The sequence below is a fragment of the Streptococcus marimammalium DSM 18627 genome, from assembly GCF_000380045.1.
Lineage (GTDB): Bacteria > Bacillota > Bacilli > Lactobacillales > Streptococcaceae > Streptococcus > Streptococcus marimammalium.
On the sequence record NZ_KB904342.1, the window covers coordinates 1 to 18146 of the forward strand.

Consider the following 18146-nt stretch of genomic DNA (forward strand, 5'->3'; position numbering starts at 1 on the left):
TGACTAAAGCACAACTTAAAGCAGATGCTGATCGTTTAGCTGAAAAAGCTTACGAAGACCAATGTACAACTGCAAATCCAAAAGAACCACTCATTTCAGAATTAAAAGAAATTATTGAAATCGCCTTTGATTATGAAGGGTAATCCTTGACACCAGTTCTCCTTGAGAATTGGTGTTTTTTATTTATATTCAATAGACTTTATTCAGAAAACTTGTTTAGGCAAATCAGTTAAAAATATGATATGATAAGAAAAAGACTTTATGAAACAAGGGAGAGCGCAATGACGTTAATTTACCAATCAACAAGAGATGCTAAAAACACAGCAACCGCAAGCCAAGCTATTTTAAAAGGATTAGCAACAGATGGTGGCCTCTACACCCCTACTGTTTTTCCAGAAATAAGCTTAGATTTCAACCAATTAAAAGACTTAAGCTACCAAGACATCGCTAAAAAAATCTTAGCAGCCTTTTTAGATGATTTTACGCCAGAAGAAATTGACTATTGTGTGACTAATGCTTATGATGACAAATTTGATACAGAGTTGATTGCACCAATTGTGAAATTGAACGGTCAATATCATTTAGAGCTATTTCACGGTTCAACCATAGCTTTTAAAGACATGGCCTTATCGATTTTACCTTACTTGATGACAACTGCTGCTAAAAAACAAGGTGTGGACAATAAAATCGTTATTTTAACAGCCACCTCAGGAGACACGGGAAAAGCAGCTATGGCAGGCTTTGCTGATGTATCTGGAACAGAAATTTTTGTCTTTTATCCTAAAAATGGCGTTAGTCGTATCCAAGAGTTACAAATGATTACCCAAGAAGGAGAAAACACACATGTTATTGCTATAGATGGGAATTTTGATGATGCCCAAACTAGTGTAAAAAACATGTTTAATGATGAAGAGTTGCGAGCTTCTTTACTAGAAAAAGGCATACAATTTTCATCAGCCAACTCCATGAATATTGGTCGCTTGGTTCCTCAAATTGTTTATTATGTTTATGCTTATGCACAACTCCTCAAACAAGGTGAGATTGAAAATGGTGAATTGATTAACTTTTCAGTACCAACTGGCAATTTTGGTAATATTCTAGCCGCTTTTTACGCTTCTAAAATTGGTGTGCCAGTTGGAAAACTTATCTGTGCATCCAATGAAAATAATGTGTTAACAGATTTCTTTAACACGGCAACCTATGATAAAAATAGGCCATTTAAAGTGACAACAAGTCCTTCTATGGACATTCTTGTTTCATCTAATCTTGAGCGCTTAGTCTTTCACTTGGTGGGTAACGACGCTACGAAAACGCGTGAACTAATGGAACAATTAGCAAGTGAAGGTAGTTATCAGCTGCCAGTTAAAGAGACCTCTATTCTAAATCTTTTTGCCGCTGGCTTTGCTAATCAAGAACAAACAAGTCAGGACATTGCGCGTGTTTATTTTGAAAATCATTATGTCGAAGATCCTCATACAGCTGTTGCCTCAAGAGTTTATAAGGATTATCAAGAAAAAACAAAAGATACGACAAAAACAGTTGTCGTATCAACAGCAAGTCCCTATAAGTTTCCAACAGTTGTTGTCAAAGCTCTTGAGAAAACAAGCCTAGCGGATGACTTTGCCGCAGTAAATAAACTAAAAAAACTCTCGCAAACAGTTATTCCTAAAGCTGTAAACGGCATTGAAAAAGCAACGATTCGTCATCAGACAACTATCGCAACTAAAGACATGAAAGAAACAGTAGAAAGGTGTCTAGGACTCTAGTTTTAGAGTTTATCATTATCTATGCAGCAAACTAAAAAAATACTGTCTATCGCTATTCCAGCAATGATAGAAAACATACTACAAATGTCAATGGGTTTTGTGGATAGTTATTTAATTGCTCAAATCGGCTTAATTGCAGTTTCAGGTGTTTCAGTGGCTAATAACATTATTAGTATTTACCAAGCTGTCTTTATCGCCCTTGGTTCTAGTGTTGCTAGTCTTGTTGCTAGAAGTTTAAGTAAGAAAAATCAATCTGAAACACAATTATTGATGCGAGATACTATTATGTTGACTGGACTTTTAAGTCTTGTCTTGGCAATTTTCTCCATTTTTTGGGGGAACTGGGTTCTCTCAACTTTGGGGACGGCTTTAGCTGTTAGTCAAACTGGTGCTACTTATCTAGCTATTGTTGGTGGAGGCAGTCTTTTTATGGGACTGATGATTATTTTTTCAAGTGTTCTAAGAGCTGACAACCGGCCTAAAGTATCTCTTTATGTTACCTTATTTGTTAATTTTTTAAATGTCATCTTTTCTGTTATTGCTATCTTCGTTTTTCACCTAGGTATTATTGGTGTTGCTGCTGCAACAGTAGTAGCACGAATTATTGGCAGTTTAGTATTATGGCATCAATTAGGAGCATTAAAACAAGATTTTCAGTTGAAATGGCATAAGAATCAAGCTCTATTATCTCTTGCCTTACCAGCGACAGCTGAGCGTTTGATGATGAGATTGGGTGATGTGGTTATCATTGCTATTATTGTCCAATTGGGAACCAAAGTAGTAGCAGGTAATGCAGTAGGAGAAACTCTAACACAATTTAACTATATGCCAGGTGTTGCTGTGGCAACGGCAACCATTATTTTGGTTGCCGATAATTTAGGACAAGGCAATCAAAAAAAAATTAGTATGATTGTAAGAGAGTCTTATTTACTATCAACTCTTGGGATGCTTTGCCTCAGTGCCATAGTTTTTTTGTTTGGGCGCAACCTATCACTGTTGTTTACTAATGATCAAGTTGCTAATTCAGCTACTTTAATTGTTATTTTCTATTCACTAATAGGTAGCCCAGCAACCTCAGCTACCCTTATTATGACAGCTGTTTGGCAAGGATTGGGTCACTCAAGAATTCCTTTTTATGCTACTAGTATTGGTATGTGGCTTATTCGCATCGGTTTTGCTTATATCTTAAGTATTATTTTAAAAATGGGACTATCAGGTGTTTGGTTATCGACTGTTTTAGACAATCTTTTTAGAGGTTTGTTTCTATGGGTCATTTATAGAAAACATTTTAAATGAAAAAGTTCGGTTTATTTTTTTTTCTGTTAATATAAAATTCTTATGAATGAATTATTCACTTTAAAAATCTTAATAGTCTAATGACTGTTAAGATTTTTTAATAATTTTTAAATAAACAAAAAATAATCAAATTTTATTGTAAAATCCCTTGCATTCACTCTGTTATTTTGTTATTATGTTTTAGTGCTGTAAAAAACAGCCTTAGCTTTGATGCGAGAGGTTGCGACACGCTTGGTTGCATTGCCACGCAATCACTTGTCGGTTTTCTTGTGGAGCTAGCCTATTATCATAAATAGACGAGAGGAGAAAAGATGGCAAACAAAAAAATCCGTATCCGTTTGAAAGCGTACGAACACCGTACACTTGATACAGCGGCAGAAAAAATTGTAGAAACTGCGACACGTACAGGTGCAACAGTTGCTGGTCCTGTACCATTACCAACTGAACGTAGTCTCTACACAGTTATTCGTGCGACTCATAAATATAAAGATTCGCGTGAACAATTTGAAATGCGTACTCACAAACGCCTTATTGACATTGTGAACCCAACGCAAAAAACAGTTGATGCCCTTATGAAGTTAGATCTTCCAAGCGGTGTTAATGTTGAAATCAAATTATAATTTGATTTTAAAAGAGCATGAAAAGCGCTCGTAAAAAACTTTTCACTATAAAAAAAGAAAAGGAAATACTTTCTCATGACAAAAGGAATCTTAGGGAAAAAAGTGGGAATGACTCAAATCTTCACTGAATCTGGTGAATTTATCCCTGTTACTGTCATCGAAGCAACACCAAATGTTGTTCTTCAAGTGAAAACTGTTGAAACTGATGGCTATGAAGCTATCCAAATTGGTTTTGATGACAAACGTGATGTATTGAGTAACAAACCTGCCAAAGGTCACGTAGCGAAAGCTAATACGGCTCCTAAGCGCTTCATTCGTGAATTTAAAAACATTGAAGGCTTAGAAGTTGGTTCAGAAATTACTGTAGAAACTTTCTCAGCTGGAGATGTTGTAGATGTCACTGGCACTACTAAAGGTAAGGGGTTCCAAGGGGTTATCAAACGCCACGGGCAATCTAGAGGCCCAATGGCTCATGGTTCTCGTTACCATCGTCGTCCAGGTTCTATGGGACCTGTTGCTCCAAATCGTGTTTTCAAAAACAAACGTTTGGCAGGACGTATGGGTGGCAAACGTGTGACAATTCAAAATCTTGAAATTGTCCAAGTTATTCCAGAAAAGAACGCAATCCTTATTAAAGGTAATGTCCCTGGTGCTAAGAAGTCTCTTATCACTATCAAATCAGCAGTTAAAGCTGCTAAATAATTAAAGAAAGGGGAAAACAGTTAAAATGGCAAAAGTAAAACTATTTGACCAAACTGGTAAAGAAGTTAGCGAAGTTGTTCTAAATGACACTGTGTTTGGTATTGAACCAAATGAATCCGTTGTTTTTGATGTTGTTATTAGCCAACGTGCTAGTCTACGTCAAGGAACTCATGCAGTTAAGAATCGCTCTGCTGTCTCTGGTGGCGGTCGTAAACCATGGCGTCAAAAAGGAACTGGTCGTGCACGTCAAGGCTCTATCCGTTCACCGCAATGGCGTGGCGGTGGTGTGGTTTTTGGACCAACACCTCGTTCTTATGGCTACAAACTTCCACAAAAAGTTCGTCGTCTTGCTTTGAAATCAGTTTATTCGGCAAAAGTGGCCGAGGAAAAATTCGTAGCTGTAGATGCTCTTTCATTTGCGGCGCCAAAAACAGCTGATTTTGTAAAAGTTCTCTCAGCTTTAAATGTTGATTCAAAAGTACTTGTTATTACTGAAGAGGAAAACAAATTCGCTGCTCTTTCAGCTCGTAATATTCCAAACGTAAAAGTTGCAACTGCAACAACTGCAAGTGTTCTTGATATCGTAAATAGCGACAAACTTCTTGTAACTAAAGAAGCAATCTCTGCAATTGAGGAGGTTCTTGCATAATGAATTTGTACGATGTAATCAAAAAACCAGTTATCACTGAAAAATCTATGCTTGCTCTTGAACAAGGCAAGTACACCTTTGAAGTCGATACGCGAGCACACAAACTACTAATTAAACAAGCTGTCGAAGCTGTGTTTGAAGGTGTTAAGGTAGCAAACATTAGCACTGTTAGTGTTAAGCCTAAAGCAAAACGTGTTGGTCGTTATACAGGCTTCACAAGCAAAACTAAAAAAGCAATCGTAACGCTTACAGCTGATTCAAAAGCTATTGAGTTGTTTGCAACAGAAACAGAATAATCTAAGGAGGAATTAACGTGGGTATTAAAGTTTATAAACCAACGACAAATGGCCGTCGTAATATGACTTCTTTGGATTTTGCTGAAATTACAACAAACACTCCTGAGAAATCATTGCTTGTATCATTAAAGAAAAAAGCTGGCCGTAACAACAAAGGTCGTATTACAGTTCGTCATCACGGTGGAGGACACAAACGTCATTACCGTTTAGTTGACTTCAAACGTAATAAAGATGGCGTTGAAGCAATCGTTAAAACAATCGAATATGATCCAAACCGTTCAGCAAATATTGCTCTTGTACACTATGTAGATGGTGTTAAAGCATATATCATTGCTCCAAAAGGACTTGAGGTTGGTCAACGTATTGTATCTGGAGTTGATGCTGATATTAAAGTAGGAAATGCTCTTCCATTAGCTAATATTCCAGTGGGTACAGTTGTTCATAATATTGAATTAAAACCAGGTAAAGGTGCTGCCTTAGTTCGTGCTGCTGGGGCTTCTGCTCAAGTATTAGGAACTGAAGGAAAATATACTTTAGTTCGTTTACAATCGGGTGAAGTTCGTATGGTTCTATCAACTTGCCGTGCAACAATTGGTGTTGTAGGAAATGAACAACAAGGACTTGTTAACCTTGGGAAAGCAGGTCGTAGCAGATGGAAAGGTATCCGTCCTACAGTTCGTGGGTCAGTTATGAACCCTAATGATCACCCACACGGTGGTGGTGAAGGTAAGGCGCCTGTTGGTCGTAAATCTCCATCTACACCTTGGGGTAAACCAGCGCTTGGTCTTAAAACTCGTAATAAGAAAGCTAAGTCAGACAAACTTATTATTCGTCGTCGTAACGAAAAATAATAAAGTTGTTTAATCCGCCAGCTCGGTAGTGCTAATAATTAGCACAAGCCGCTGTGGTACACTATTTAAAGGAGAAAAAATAAAATGGGACGTAGTCTTAAAAAAGGGCCTTTCGTCGATGAGCATTTAATGAAAAAGGTTGAGGCTCAAGCTAATGACGAAAAGAAAAAAGTAATTAAAACTTGGTCACGTCGTTCAACGATTTTCCCAAGTTTCATCGGTTACACAATTGCTGTCTATGATGGGCGCAAACATGTACCAGTATATATTCAAGAAGACATGGTAGGACATAAGCTTGGTGAATTTGCACCAACTCGTACTTACAAAGGTCACGCAGCAGACGACAAGAAAACACGTCGTAAATAATAGGAGGAGGACACAATGGCAGAAATTACTTCAGCTAAAGCAATGGCTCGAACAGTCCGTGTTTCACCTCGTAAAACACGACTTGTTCTTGATCTCATTCGTGGGAAAAGTGTTGCTGATGCAATCACAATTTTAAAATTCACTCCAAACAAAGCGGCTACAGTGATTGAAAAAGTTTTAAACTCAGCAATCGCTAATGCAGAAAATAACTTTGGTTTGGAAAAAGCTAACTTGGTTGTCTCTGAGACATTTGCAAATGAAGGACCAACAATGAAACGTTTTCGTCCACGAGCAAAAGGATCAGCATCACCAATCAACAAACGCACTACTCATATCACAGTAGTTGTGGCAGAAAAATAAGGAGGTAAAATCGTGGGTCAAAAAGTACATCCAATTGGTATGCGTGTCGGAATCATCCGTGACTGGGATGCGAAATGGTATGCTGAAAAAGAATACGCGGATTACCTTCATGAAGATCTTGCAATCCGTAAATTTATTCAAAAACAATTAGCTGATGCATCGGTGTCAACAATTGAAATTGAACGTGCAGTTAACAAGGTTATTGTTTCGCTTCATACTGCTAAACCAGGTATGGTAATTGGTAAAGGTGGATCAAACGTTGATGTTTTGCGAGCAAAACTTAACAAATTGACTGGTAAACAAGTACATATCAATATTATTGAAATTAAATCACCAGATTTAGATGCACATCTTGTAGGTGAGGGGATTGCACGTCAACTTGAGCAACGTGTTGCTTTCCGTCGTGCGCAAAAACAAGCTATTCAACGTACTATGCGTGCGGGTGCTAAAGGAATTAAAACACAAGTATCTGGTCGTTTAAATGGTGCAGATATTGCTCGTAGTGAAGGATATTCAGAAGGTACAGTTCCGCTTCATACACTTCGTGCTGATATCGATTATGCTTGGGAAGAAGCTGATACTACATATGGTAAGTTAGGCGTTAAAGTTTGGATTTACCGTGGAGAAATTCTTCCAACTCGTAAAAACACTAAAGGAGGTAAATAACAAATGTTAGTACCTAAACGTGTTAAACACCGTCGTGAATTCCGTGGGAAAATGCGTGGTGAAGCTAAGGGTGGTAAAACTGTAGCATTTGGAGAATTTGGACTTCAAGCAACAACAAGCCACTGGGTAACAAACCGTCAAATAGAAGCTGCTCGTATCGCGATGACGCGTTACATGAAACGTGGTGGTAAAGTTTGGATTAAAATTTTCCCTCATAAATCATACACCGCTAAAGCTATTGGTGTGCGTATGGGATCTGGTAAAGGTGCACCTGAAGGTTGGGTGGCTCCAGTAAAACGTGGTAAGGTGATGTTTGAGTTGGGTGGGGTTTCTGAAGAAATCGCTCGCGAAGCACTTCGTCTTGCAAGCCATAAATTACCGGTAAAATGCAAATTCGTAAAACGTGAAGCAGAATAAGGAGAAGACATGAAACTTCAAGAAATTAAAGATTTTGTAAAAGAACTTCGTGGCTTATCTCAAGAAGAACTTGCTAAAAAAGAAAACGAACTCAAAAAAGAATTGTTTGACCTTCGTTTTCAAGCAGCGGCAGGTCAGCTTGATCAAACTGCCCGTTTACACGAAGTTAAAAAACAAATTGCACGTGTTAAAACAGTGCAATCTGAAATGAAATAATAGATTGGGAAAGGAGAAATTCTAATTATGGAACGTAATCAACGTAAAACCCTAGTTGGACGTGTCGTGTCTGACAAGATGGATAAAACAATCACAGTTGTAGTTGAAACAAAACGTAACCACCCAGTCTATGGTAAACGTATCAACTATTCTAAAAAGTACAAAGCACATGATGAAAACAACATCGCTAAGACAGGTGATAAAGTTCGTATCATGGAAACTCGTCGACTATCAGCTACAAAACGTTTTCGTCTTGTAGAAGTGGTTGAAGAAGCTATAATTATTTAATAAGCCTGAAAGGAGAAAATTAGAATGATTCAACAAGAATCTCGTTTGAAAGTTGCTGATAACAGTGGCGCACGTGAAATCTTGGCCATTAAAGTTCTTGGTGGTTCAGGTCGCAAGTTCGCAAGCATTGGTGACGTTATCGTTGCATCTGTAAAACAAGCTACTCCTGGTGGCACTGTTAAAAAAGGTGATGTTGTAAAGGCAGTTATTGTAAGGACTAAATCAGGAGCTCGTCGTCCAGATGGTTCATATATTAAATTTGATGACAATGCTGCAGTTATAATTCGCGAGGACAAAACACCTCGTGGAACTCGTATCTTTGGGCCTGTTGCACGTGAATTACGTGAAGGTGGGTACATGAAGATCGTGTCACTTGCACCAGAAGTACTTTAATAAAAACAAACTAGTCCCCTAATGTATTAGGGTGCCCGTTAGGGCGTAAGAAATTTTAAGGAGATAAACTCAATGTTTGTAAAAAAAGGCGACAAGGTTCGCGTTATTGCAGGAAAAGACAAAGGTGTTGAAGCTGTTGTTTTGACTGCGTTACCAAAAATTAATAAAGTTGTTGTAGAAGGCGTTGCAATGATAAAAAAACATCAACGTCCAAATAATGATAACCCACAAGGGGCAATCATCGAAAAAGAAGCACCAATCCATGTTTCTAATGTGCAAGTGTTAGATAAAAATGGTGTTGCAGGACGTGTCGGCTACAAGGTTATTGATGGCAAAAAAGTCCGTTACAACAAAAAATCAGGCGAAGTGCTTGATTAATCACGAAGGAAAGGAGAAGTATAATGGCAAATCGTTTAAAAGAAAAATATCTTAAAGAAGTTATCCCAGCACTAACTGAAAAGTTTAATTATTCGTCAGTTATGGCTGTGCCAAAAGTTGAGAAAATTGTTCTTAACATGGGTGTTGGTGATGCAGTTTCAAACGCTAAAAACTTGGAAAAGGCTGCAGCTGAACTAGCACTTATTTCTGGGCAAAAACCGCTTATCACAAAAGCTAAAAAATCAATCGCCGGCTTCCGTCTTCGTGAGGGTGTTGCTATCGGAGCTAAAGTAACTCTTCGTGGCGAACGTATGTATGAATTTTTAGATAAATTAGTATCAGTATCTTTACCACGTGTTCGTGACTTCCACGGAGTCCCAACAAAATCATTTGATGGTCGAGGGAACTACACACTTGGTGTTAAAGAACAATTAATTTTCCCAGAAATTAATTTTGATGATGTTGACAAAGTTCGTGGCCTTGACATTGTTATTGTCACAACGGCAAATACCGATGAAGAATCACGTGAATTGCTTAAAGGCTTAGGAATGCCTTTTGCAAAATAACATAGGAGGTAAATATAATGGCTAAAAAATCAATGATTGCTAAGAACAAGCGCCCTGCGAAGTTCTCAACGCAAGCTTACACTCGTTGCGAGAAATGTGGCCGTCCACATTCAGTTTACCGCAAATTTAAACTTTGCCGTGTTTGCTTCCGTGAGTTAGCTTATAAAGGACAAATTCCAGGTGTTACAAAAGCATCTTGGTAATTCTAATTTAACTAAACATTAACTAGTAAGTGAGTACTCAAACTACTAGTAAGAGGAGAATAATAAAATGGTTATGACTGACCCTATTGCAGACTTTTTAACGCGCATACGTAATGCTAACCAAGCAAAACATAGTGTTCTTGAAGTTCCTGCATCAAATATTAAAAAAGGGATTGCTGAAATCCTAAAACGTGAAGGTTTTGTAAAAAGCGTTGAATATATTGAAGATGATAAACAAGGAGTTATTCGTTTATTTCTCAAATATGGACAAAATGGTGACCGTGTTATCACTAACTTAAAACGTATTTCAAAACCAGGTCTTCGTGTTTACACGAAACGTGAAGATATTCCAAAAGTCCTTAATGGACTTGGAATTGCAATTATTTCAACTTCAGAAGGTCTTTTGACTGATAAAGAAGCCCGCCAAAAAAATGTTGGTGGGGAAGTGCTTGCATACGTTTGGTAAGAATAATTCTTACCACCCCGTGAAAACTAGTCTTTTAAGACTTGATAATCTAACAGGAGAAAATAAATATGTCACGTATTGGTAATAAAGTTATCACATTACCGACTGGTGTTGAAATCACCAATAAAGATAATGTTGTAACTGTCAAAGGTCCAAAAGGCGAACTCACTCGTGAGTTCAACAAAAATATTGAAATCAAGATTGATGGTAGTGAGATTTCACTGCATCGTCCAAATGATTCAAAAGAAATGAAAACAATCCATGGGACAACTCGTGCCAACCTTAATAATATGGTTGTTGGTGTTTCAGAAGGATTTAAAAAAGCTCTTGAAATGCGCGGTGTTGGTTATCGTGCTCAACTTCAAGGGAATAAATTAGTTCTTTCAGTTGGTAAATCTCATCAAGATGAAGTTGTTGCACCTGAAGGTATTACATTTGAAGTTCCTTCAGCAACATCGATTCTTGTCAGTGGAATTAACAAAGAAGTTGTTGGACAAACTGCGGCTTATATTCGTAGCCTTCGTACTCCAGAACCTTATAAAGGTAAAGGAATTCGTTATGTTGGAGAATTTGTTCGACTTAAAGAAGGTAAAACAGGTAAATAATGAGGTGTGGTATCCTTGTAAACGATGGTTTACAAAATGCCTGTCACCTATTTATAAAAACTGTTTCCAATAATTAAAATTAAGAGGTGAAAATTGTGATTTCGAAACCAGATAAAAATAAAATCCGCCAAAAACGCCGTCGTCGCGTACGCGGTAAAGTTTCTGGAACTGCGGATCGCCCACGTTTGAACGTATTTCGTTCTAATACAGGCATCTACGCTCAATTGATTGATGACGTAGCGGGTGTCACGCTCGCAAGCGCTTCAACTCTTGACAAAGACGTTTCAAAAGGAACTAAAACTGAACAAGCCGTTGTTGTTGGTAAACTGATTGCTGAACGCGCAGGAGCTAAAGGTATTTCTGAAGTGGTGTTTGACCGCGGTGGATATCTCTATCACGGCCGTGTTAAAGCTTTAGCTGATGCAGCTCGTGAAAACGGATTGAAATTCTAATAGGGGAGGACACTTAATAATGGCATTTAAAGATAATGCAGTAGAACTTGAAGAACGCGTTGTTGCAATTAACCGTGTTACAAAAGTTGTAAAAGGTGGACGTCGTCTTCGCTTTGCTGCTCTAGTAGTTGTTGGTGATCGTAATGGTCACGTAGGTTTTGGCACAGGGAAAGCCCAAGAAGTTCCTGAAGCTATTCGTAAAGCAGTGGAAGCTGCTAAGAAAAACATGATTGAAGTCCCAATGGTTGGTACAACAATACCTCATGAGGTTCGCTCAAATTATAGTGGCGCTCGTGTATTGTTGAAACCAGCTATCGAGGGTTCTGGTGTGGCTGCAGGGGGTGCTGTTCGTGCCGTTGTTGAATTAGCTGGGGTTGCTGATGTGACTTCTAAATCATTGGGCTCTAATACTCCAATCAACATTGTTCGTGCAACTGTTGAAGGCTTGAAACAATTAAAACGCGCTGAAGAGGTTGCTGCACTTCGTGGCATTCCAGTTTCAGAGTTAGGATAGGAAAGGAGATATCATGGCTCAAATTAAAATTACTTTGACTAAGTCTCCAATCGGACGTCTTCCAGCACAACGAAAAACTGTTGCTGCTCTTGGACTTGGTAAATTAAATAGTTCTGTAATTAAAGATGATACACCAGCTATTCGTGGCATGGTCAACACAGTATCTCATTTAATTACTGTAGAAGATGTGAACTAAAAATAATAAGCAAGACACTTTGAATTTTTCATAGTGTCTTGAACTAAATTAAAGTATAGGCGAGTTTTTGCAGAGAGGACCTTATCTCTACAAAGGCGTTAGCATTTTACAAAAAGGAGAAAAAATGAAAATTCATGAATTAAAACCTGCTAAAGGTTCTCGTAAAGCACGTAATCGTGTTGGTCGTGGCTCATCGTCTGGTAATGGTAAAACATCTGGTCGTGGGCAAAAAGGGCAAAAAGCTCGTAGTGGTGGCAAAGTGCGTTTAGGTTTTGAAGGTGGGCAAACACCATTATTCCGTCGCATACCAAAACGTGGTTTTACAAATATCAACACAAAAGAATATGCTTTAGTGAATCTTGAGCAATTAAATATTTTTGAAGATGGCACAGAAATTACACCAGTTATTCTTGTTGAATCAGGGCTTGTGAAATCTGAAAAATCAGGAATCAAAGTTCTTGGTAATGGCGAATTAACTAAAAAATTGACAGTTAAAGCCTCTAAGTTTTCTAAGAGTGCTGAAGCTGCAATTGTTGCTAAAGGTGGTTCTGTTGAAGTCATCTAATGAGAGGTAGCTCATTATGTTTTTTAAATTATTAAAAGATGCTTTAAAGATAAAAAATGTTAGAAAAAAAATTCTTTTTACTATCTTTATTATCTTTGTTTTCCGAGTTGGTACTCATATTACAGTGCCAGGAATTAATGCAAAAAGTCTTGAGCAACTGAGCGATTTGCCTTTCTTAAATATGCTTAATCTAGTTAGTGGTAATGCTATGAGAAATTTCTCGGTTTTTGCACTTGGTGTGAGCCCATATATTACCGCTTCGATTGTTGTTCAATTGCTTCAAATGGATATTTTACCTAAGTTTGTTGAATGGGGTAAACAAGGAGAGGTTGGCAGAAGAAAATTAAATCAGGCCACTCGCTACATTTCTTTATTTCTTGCTTTCTTTCAATCTGTTGGGATAACTGCAGGATTTAGTGCTCTTTCAACGGTTGCTTTAGTAGAAACACCAAATGTACAAACGTATATTCTTATTGGATGCATTTTAACGACTGGAAGCTTGATTGTAACTTGGTTGGGAGAACAAATCTCTGATAAAGGGTTTGGTAATGGTGTCTCAATGATAATCTTTTCGGGGATTATCTCAGCCATACCAGGTTCAATCTCAACTATCTATGAAGATTACTTTGTCAATATTCGCTCAAGTGAGTTGACAAATTCTATAATATTCGTTATTGTATTTATCCTAGCTGTTCTTGCGATTGTATTTTTTACAACTTTTGTACAACAAGCAGAGTATAAGATTCCAATACAATACACAAAAAGAGCTCAAGGAGCGCCAACAAGTTCATATCTGCCACTAAAAGTTAACCCGGCAGGTGTGATTCCTGTCATTTTTGCAAGTTCTGTTACAACTATCCCAGGAACATTGGTTCAATTTCTTCAAACTGGAAATCAGGATATTCCTTGGTTAAACAACTTAAGCCAAGCATTAAACTTCCAAAATCCAGCAGGAATGGTAGTTTATGCCGTTTTAATTGTTTTATTCTCATTCTTTTATACTTTTGTTCAGGTAAATCCTGAAAAAACGGCTGAGAATTTACAAAAGGGAGCATCTTATATACCAAGTGTTAGACCTGGGCGTGAGACTCAAGACTATATGACTTCTTTACTGAAAAAATTAGCCACAGTAGGATCGCTTTTCTTAGCATTTGTTGCTTTAACACCAATTGCTGCTCAACAACTTTTTGGTCTTTCATCGGCTGTTGCTTTAGGAGGAACAAGTTTATTAATTCTTATTTCAACAGGCATTGAAGGTATGAAACAACTTGAGGGCTATCTTTTGAAGAAGAAATATGCTGGTTTTATTAATATAACTGAATAGAATATAGGTTGACTTTGTCAACCTTCTATTTTATTTCATGGCTCACAAGTGATTAAAAATAGATGGAGAAAAAAATGAACCTTTTAATTATGGGACTTCCTGGCGCAGGAAAGGGAACACAGGCAGCTAAAATTGTTGAAAAATTCAACATAATCCACATTTCAACAGGAGATATGTTTAGATCTGCAATTGCCAATCGAACAAAAATGGGAATTTTGGCTAAGTCATATATGGACAAGGGAGAATTAGTTCCTGATGAAGTGACTAATGGTATTGTTAAAGAACGACTAGCACAAGCAGATGTTTCAGAAAAAGGTTTTCTGCTTGATGGTTACCCAAGGACAATTGAACAAGCTGCTGCCCTAGATGTTATTTTAGCTGAGTTAGACATGTCGTTAGATGGTGTTGTTAATATTGAAGTTGATCCGTCGCTTCTTTTAGAACGATTAAGTGGACGTATTATCCATCGTGAAACTGGAGAAACCTTTCATAAAATATTTAACCCACCAGCATCTGGATATGATGAGAAAGATTATTATCAACGTGAAGATGACAAACCAGAAACAGTTAAACGTCGCTTAGATGTTAATATTGAACAAGGAACACCGATTATTGCTCATTATCGTAAAAAAGGTATTGTTTATGATATTGCAGGTAATGATGAAATCGATGCAGTGTTTGCAAATATTTCGAAGGTTATTTCGTCTTTGTGACAAATGATGAAACATACTTGCATAAGACTTTAAGACGTGATATAATAGGCTAGTCTGACTTATAACTGTTACCTCTATTTTATAGAGGGAATCAAATCGAAATTTAGGGGGTGCTTTTGCGTGGCAAAAGAAGATGTGATTGAAATTGAAGGTAAAGTTGTTGAAACAATGCCTAATGCAATGTTCACTGTTGAATTGGAAAATGGGCATCAAATTCTAGCAACTGTATCAGGAAAAATCCGAAAAAATTATATTCGTATTTTAGTAGGTGATAGAGTTACTGTAGAGATGAGTCCCTATGATTTAACAAGAGGGCGTATCACATACCGCTTTAAATAATCGAAATAATTGGAGGGATTAAAAATGAAGGTAAGACCATCGGTTAAACCGATTTGCGAATACTGCAAAGTTATTCGCCGTAGTGGCCGTGTTATGGTAATTTGTCCTACAAATCCAAAACACAAACAACGTCAAGGATAAAATAGAAAGGAGAAAAAATGGCTCGTATAGCTGGAGTTGATATACCAAATGATAAACGTGTTGTCATTTCATTAACATACATTTATGGCATTGGTTTGCAAACCTCTAAAAAAGTTTTAGAAGCTGCAGGTGTTTCAGAAGATGTTCGTGTTAGAGATTTAACATCCGATCAAGAAGATGCTATCCGTCGTGAAGTGGATAAAATTAAAATTGAGGGTGACCTTCGTCGTGAAGTAAATCTAAATATTAAACGTTTAATGGAAATTGGTTCATATCGTGGCATCCGTCATCGTCGTGGATTACCTGTCCGTGGACAAAATACAAAAAACAATGCTCGCACTCGTAAAGGTAAAGCGGTAGCGATTGCTGGTAAGAAAAAATAAGAAATAAAATAGGAGGTAAAGAAATTGGCTAAACCAACACGTAAGCGTCGTGTGAAAAAAAATATCGAATCTGGTATTGCCCATATTCATGCAACGTTTAACAATACTATTGTTATGATTACTGATGCGCATGGTAATGCTCTTGCATGGTCGTCAGCTGGTGCACTTGGTTTTAAAGGTTCTCGTAAATCAACCCCATTTGCTGCCCAGATGGCTGCAGAAGCAGCGGCAAAGTCAGCACAAGAACATGGCGTAAAAACAGTTGAAGTAACTGTTAAAGGCCCTGGTTCAGGTCGTGAATCTGCAATTCGTGCTCTTGCAGCTGCAGGACTGGAAGTAACAGCTATTCGTGACGTGACACCTGTACCACATAATGGTGCTCGCCCTCCGAAACGTCGTCGTGTATAATCGTAAAAATAACTAGTACACAACTTTTCGTTTAAGAGGGAGTAACGACATGATTGAGTTTGAAAAACCAAAAATAACAAAAATTGATGAAAATAAAGATGCCGGAAGATTTGTCATTGAACCACTAGAACGTGGCTATGGAACAACTCTCGGTAATTCACTTCGTCGAGTTCTTTTATCTTCACTTCCAGGCGCAGCGGTAACATCTATAAAAATTGATGGAGTACTCCATGAATTTGATACAATTCCTGGTGTGCGTGAAGATGTGATGCAAATTATTCTTAATATTAAAGGGCTTGCTGTAAAATCTCACGTTGAAGACGAAAAGACAATTGAACTTGATGTTCAAGGACCTATGGAAGTTACTGCAGGGGATATTTTAACAGATAGTGATATTGAAATTGTTAATCCAGATCATTATTTATTTACAATTCTTGAGGGAGCTAGTTTTAGAGCAACATTAACTGTTGCAACAAAAAGAGGTTATGTCCCTGCTGAAGAAAATAAAAAAGAAAATGCACCTGTAGGAACCTTGGCAGTAGATTCAATCTATACGCCTGTTAAGAAAGTTAACTATCAAGTTGAGCCTGCCCGTGTTGGTAGTAACGACGCTTTTGATAAATTAACCATTGAAATTATGACTAATGGTACAATTATACCCGAGGATGCTTTAGGTTTATCAGCTCGTGTTTTAATTGAGCACTTAAATCTTTTTACTGATTTGACAGAAATTGCAAAAACAACTGAAGTCATGAAGGAAACTGAGAAGGCTTCCAATGAAAAAGTTTTCGATCGCACTATTGAAGAACTCGATTTATCTGTTCGATCATATAACTGTTTGAAACGTGCGGGTATTAATACTGTCTACGATTTAACTGAAAAGACAGAACCAGAAATGATGAAAGTTAGAAATCTTGGCCGAAAGAGTTTAGAAGAAGTGAAATTTAAGCTTTCTGAACTTAGTCTAGGATTAAAAAATGATAAATAAAACAGGAGGAAAAAATGGCTTACCGTAAACTAGGACGCACTAGCTCACAACGTAAAGCAATGCTTCGTGATTTGACGACAGATCTTCTTATCAATGAATCTATTGTGACAACAGAAGCGCGTGCAAAAGAAATTCGTAAAACCGTTGAAAAAATGATTACTCTTGGTAAACGTGGTGATTTACACGCTCGTCGCCAAGCAGCTACATTTGTTCGCAACGAAATTGCATCAGAAAACTTTGATGAAACTACTGAAAAGTACACATCTACATCTGCATTGCAAAAACTATTCACTGAAATTGCACCACGTTATGCAGAACGTAATGGAGGATACACTCGTATTCTTAAAACAGAACCACGCCGTGGGGATGCTGCACCAATGGCAATTATTGAATTAGTATAATTTTTATCAATTTTGTTGAGTGTTATGATGATGGAATACTATTATTCTTAGTCTAGCTCTGGTCTACCGCCGATTACTTTCGGCGGTAACACTCATCATATTGCAATCTAACGCTTACGCTTGTTTACGACATTTTTTTATCTGTGGTATAAAAAAATGTCGTAAGCAGGCGTTTTTATTAGAAACGTTTTATTCTTTAAAAAATATATGTTTATAGTATAATAATATTGTTACCCTTAAAGATTTACTATTTTAAAATCATTAATAATACTTTGTTTATCTTATAGATTAAGTAATTGTAGAAATAATATGAAATTATTTTTTCTTTTTCTTCAAAATGTATTGACAAAGCAAAGAAGAGGTGCTAGAATATAATAGTTGTCTCGAAAGAGTAATGACCTTTGAAAACTGAACAAGACAAGAAACCAAACGTGCAGGGTTAATAAAATAACCTGTCAAAAGAATCAAGAAGCAATAAATCTGTCAGAGGACAGTAATGAGTAGAGACTCAAACTTTAATGAGAGTTTGATCCTGGCTCAGGACGAACGCTGGCGGCGTGCCTAATACATGCAAGTGGAACGCATTTTGATCACCGTAGCTTGCTACACCGATTAAAA

At 37.4% G+C, this 18146-nt stretch carries 31 protein-coding genes; all 31 read left to right on the top strand.

Annotated elements, in window-relative coordinates; translation table 11 throughout:
• The first annotated feature begins 281 nt into the window (after window positions 1–281).
• The 31 genes from thrC (at window position 282) to rplQ (ending at window position 17528) form a co-directional block, all read left to right on the top strand.
• Window positions 282–1766, top strand: coding sequence for a threonine synthase (gene thrC, locus A3I1_RS0102840; protein ID WP_018369816.1), 1485 nt, complete (start codon window positions 282–284; stop codon window positions 1764–1766).
• A 21-nt stretch (window positions 1767–1787) separates the two neighbouring features.
• On the top strand, window positions 1788–3062 hold the full coding sequence (locus A3I1_RS0102845) for an MATE family efflux transporter (RefSeq protein WP_018369817.1): 1275 nt from the start codon (window positions 1788–1790) through the stop codon (window positions 3060–3062).
• Window positions 3063–3373: 311 nt separating this feature from the next.
• Window positions 3374–3682: a 30S ribosomal protein S10 gene (gene rpsJ / locus A3I1_RS0102850; RefSeq protein ID WP_018369818.1), complete on the top strand. Its 309-nt coding sequence runs from the start codon at window positions 3374–3376 to the stop codon at window positions 3680–3682.
• A gap of 75 nt (window positions 3683–3757) precedes the next feature.
• Entirely contained in the window at window positions 3758–4384 is a 627-nt protein-coding gene (gene rplC / locus A3I1_RS0102855; protein ID WP_018369819.1) for a 50S ribosomal protein L3, read from the top strand.
• 25 nt (window positions 4385–4409) lie between these two features.
• The gene (rplD, locus tag A3I1_RS0102860) at window positions 4410–5033 is read left to right on the top strand and encodes a 50S ribosomal protein L4 (RefSeq protein ID WP_018369820.1); all 624 of its coding nucleotides are present in this window, start codon (window positions 4410–4412) and stop codon (window positions 5031–5033) included.
• On the top strand, window positions 5033–5329 hold the full coding sequence (locus A3I1_RS0102865) for a 50S ribosomal protein L23 (RefSeq protein WP_018369821.1): 297 nt from the start codon (window positions 5033–5035) through the stop codon (window positions 5327–5329). Before rplD ends, A3I1_RS0102865 begins: the two co-directional genes overlap by 1 nt.
• Before the next feature lie 17 nt (window positions 5330–5346).
• Window positions 5347–6180, top strand: coding sequence for a 50S ribosomal protein L2 (rplB, locus tag A3I1_RS0102870; RefSeq protein WP_018369822.1), 834 nt, complete (start codon window positions 5347–5349; stop codon window positions 6178–6180).
• A gap of 84 nt (window positions 6181–6264) precedes the next feature.
• The gene (gene rpsS / locus A3I1_RS0102875) at window positions 6265–6546 is read left to right on the top strand and encodes a 30S ribosomal protein S19 (protein WP_000533766.1); all 282 of its coding nucleotides are present in this window, start codon (window positions 6265–6267) and stop codon (window positions 6544–6546) included.
• A gap of 15 nt (window positions 6547–6561) precedes the next feature.
• Entirely contained in the window at window positions 6562–6906 is a 345-nt protein-coding gene (rplV, locus tag A3I1_RS0102880; protein WP_018369823.1) for a 50S ribosomal protein L22, read from the top strand.
• 12 nt (window positions 6907–6918) lie between these two features.
• Complete coding sequence (gene rpsC / locus A3I1_RS0102885) at window positions 6919–7572, top strand: 30S ribosomal protein S3 (protein WP_018369824.1); 654 nt, start codon at window positions 6919–6921, stop codon at window positions 7570–7572.
• A gap of 3 nt (window positions 7573–7575) precedes the next feature.
• Window positions 7576–7989 (top strand): 50S ribosomal protein L16, encoded by a 414-nt coding sequence (rplP, locus tag A3I1_RS0102890; RefSeq protein ID WP_018369825.1) that lies wholly within the window; start codon window positions 7576–7578, stop codon window positions 7987–7989.
• A 9-nt stretch (window positions 7990–7998) separates the two neighbouring features.
• On the top strand, window positions 7999–8205 hold the full coding sequence (gene rpmC / locus A3I1_RS0102895) for a 50S ribosomal protein L29 (protein WP_018369826.1): 207 nt from the start codon (window positions 7999–8001) through the stop codon (window positions 8203–8205).
• A gap of 27 nt (window positions 8206–8232) precedes the next feature.
• Entirely contained in the window at window positions 8233–8493 is a 261-nt protein-coding gene (gene rpsQ, locus A3I1_RS0102900; protein ID WP_018369827.1) for a 30S ribosomal protein S17, read from the top strand.
• Window positions 8494–8517: 24 nt separating this feature from the next.
• A complete protein-coding gene (rplN, locus tag A3I1_RS0102905) occupies window positions 8518–8886 on the top strand; it encodes a 50S ribosomal protein L14 (RefSeq protein WP_018369828.1) in 369 nt (122 codons plus the stop codon).
• A gap of 72 nt (window positions 8887–8958) precedes the next feature.
• Window positions 8959–9264: a 50S ribosomal protein L24 gene (gene rplX, locus A3I1_RS0102910; protein WP_018369829.1), complete on the top strand. Its 306-nt coding sequence runs from the start codon at window positions 8959–8961 to the stop codon at window positions 9262–9264.
• Window positions 9265–9287: 23 nt separating this feature from the next.
• Window positions 9288–9830, top strand: a complete 543-nt coding sequence (gene rplE, locus A3I1_RS0102915; protein WP_018369830.1) for a 50S ribosomal protein L5 — start codon at window positions 9288–9290, stop codon at window positions 9828–9830.
• A 17-nt stretch (window positions 9831–9847) separates the two neighbouring features.
• Window positions 9848–10033 (top strand): type Z 30S ribosomal protein S14, encoded by a 186-nt coding sequence (locus A3I1_RS0102920; RefSeq protein WP_001085697.1) that lies wholly within the window; start codon window positions 9848–9850, stop codon window positions 10031–10033.
• Between the two features lie 67 nt (window positions 10034–10100).
• Entirely contained in the window at window positions 10101–10499 is a 399-nt protein-coding gene (gene rpsH, locus A3I1_RS0102925) for a 30S ribosomal protein S8 (RefSeq protein WP_018369831.1), read from the top strand.
• A gap of 68 nt (window positions 10500–10567) precedes the next feature.
• Window positions 10568–11104, top strand: a complete 537-nt coding sequence (gene rplF / locus A3I1_RS0102930) for a 50S ribosomal protein L6 (protein WP_018369832.1) — start codon at window positions 10568–10570, stop codon at window positions 11102–11104.
• 95 nt (window positions 11105–11199) lie between these two features.
• Window positions 11200–11556 (top strand): 50S ribosomal protein L18, encoded by a 357-nt coding sequence (gene rplR / locus A3I1_RS0102935; protein ID WP_026216744.1) that lies wholly within the window; start codon window positions 11200–11202, stop codon window positions 11554–11556.
• Between the two features lie 19 nt (window positions 11557–11575).
• Window positions 11576–12070, top strand: coding sequence for a 30S ribosomal protein S5 (gene rpsE / locus A3I1_RS0102940; RefSeq protein WP_018369834.1), 495 nt, complete (start codon window positions 11576–11578; stop codon window positions 12068–12070).
• 13 nt (window positions 12071–12083) lie between these two features.
• Window positions 12084–12266: a 50S ribosomal protein L30 gene (rpmD, locus tag A3I1_RS0102945; protein WP_018369835.1), complete on the top strand. Its 183-nt coding sequence runs from the start codon at window positions 12084–12086 to the stop codon at window positions 12264–12266.
• 124 nt (window positions 12267–12390) lie between these two features.
• Window positions 12391–12831, top strand: a complete 441-nt coding sequence (gene rplO / locus A3I1_RS0102950) for a 50S ribosomal protein L15 (RefSeq protein WP_018369836.1) — start codon at window positions 12391–12393, stop codon at window positions 12829–12831.
• A 16-nt stretch (window positions 12832–12847) separates the two neighbouring features.
• Window positions 12848–14155: a preprotein translocase subunit SecY gene (gene secY / locus A3I1_RS0102955; protein ID WP_018369837.1), complete on the top strand. Its 1308-nt coding sequence runs from the start codon at window positions 12848–12850 to the stop codon at window positions 14153–14155.
• A 74-nt stretch (window positions 14156–14229) separates the two neighbouring features.
• Window positions 14230–14868 (top strand): adenylate kinase, encoded by a 639-nt coding sequence (locus tag A3I1_RS0102960; RefSeq protein WP_018369838.1) that lies wholly within the window; start codon window positions 14230–14232, stop codon window positions 14866–14868.
• A gap of 120 nt (window positions 14869–14988) precedes the next feature.
• A complete protein-coding gene (gene infA / locus A3I1_RS0102965; protein WP_001040189.1) occupies window positions 14989–15207 on the top strand; it encodes a translation initiation factor IF-1 in 219 nt (72 codons plus the stop codon).
• Between the two features lie 24 nt (window positions 15208–15231).
• The gene (gene rpmJ / locus A3I1_RS08350) at window positions 15232–15348 is read left to right on the top strand and encodes a 50S ribosomal protein L36 (protein ID WP_083899769.1); all 117 of its coding nucleotides are present in this window, start codon (window positions 15232–15234) and stop codon (window positions 15346–15348) included.
• Window positions 15349–15365: 17 nt separating this feature from the next.
• Window positions 15366–15731 carry a 30S ribosomal protein S13 gene (rpsM, locus tag A3I1_RS0102970; RefSeq protein WP_018369839.1) on the top strand — a complete coding sequence of 122 codons (366 nt, stop codon included), beginning with the start codon at window positions 15366–15368 and terminating at the stop codon, window positions 15729–15731.
• A 24-nt stretch (window positions 15732–15755) separates the two neighbouring features.
• Window positions 15756–16139 (top strand): 30S ribosomal protein S11, encoded by a 384-nt coding sequence (rpsK, locus tag A3I1_RS0102975; RefSeq protein ID WP_018369840.1) that lies wholly within the window; start codon window positions 15756–15758, stop codon window positions 16137–16139.
• Between the two features lie 49 nt (window positions 16140–16188).
• Window positions 16189–17127 carry a DNA-directed RNA polymerase subunit alpha gene (locus tag A3I1_RS0102980; RefSeq protein WP_018369841.1) on the top strand — a complete coding sequence of 313 codons (939 nt, stop codon included), beginning with the start codon at window positions 16189–16191 and terminating at the stop codon, window positions 17125–17127.
• Window positions 17128–17141: 14 nt separating this feature from the next.
• Entirely contained in the window at window positions 17142–17528 is a 387-nt protein-coding gene (rplQ, locus tag A3I1_RS0102985; RefSeq protein WP_018369842.1) for a 50S ribosomal protein L17, read from the top strand.
• Window positions 17529–18146: the final 618 nt, after the last annotated feature.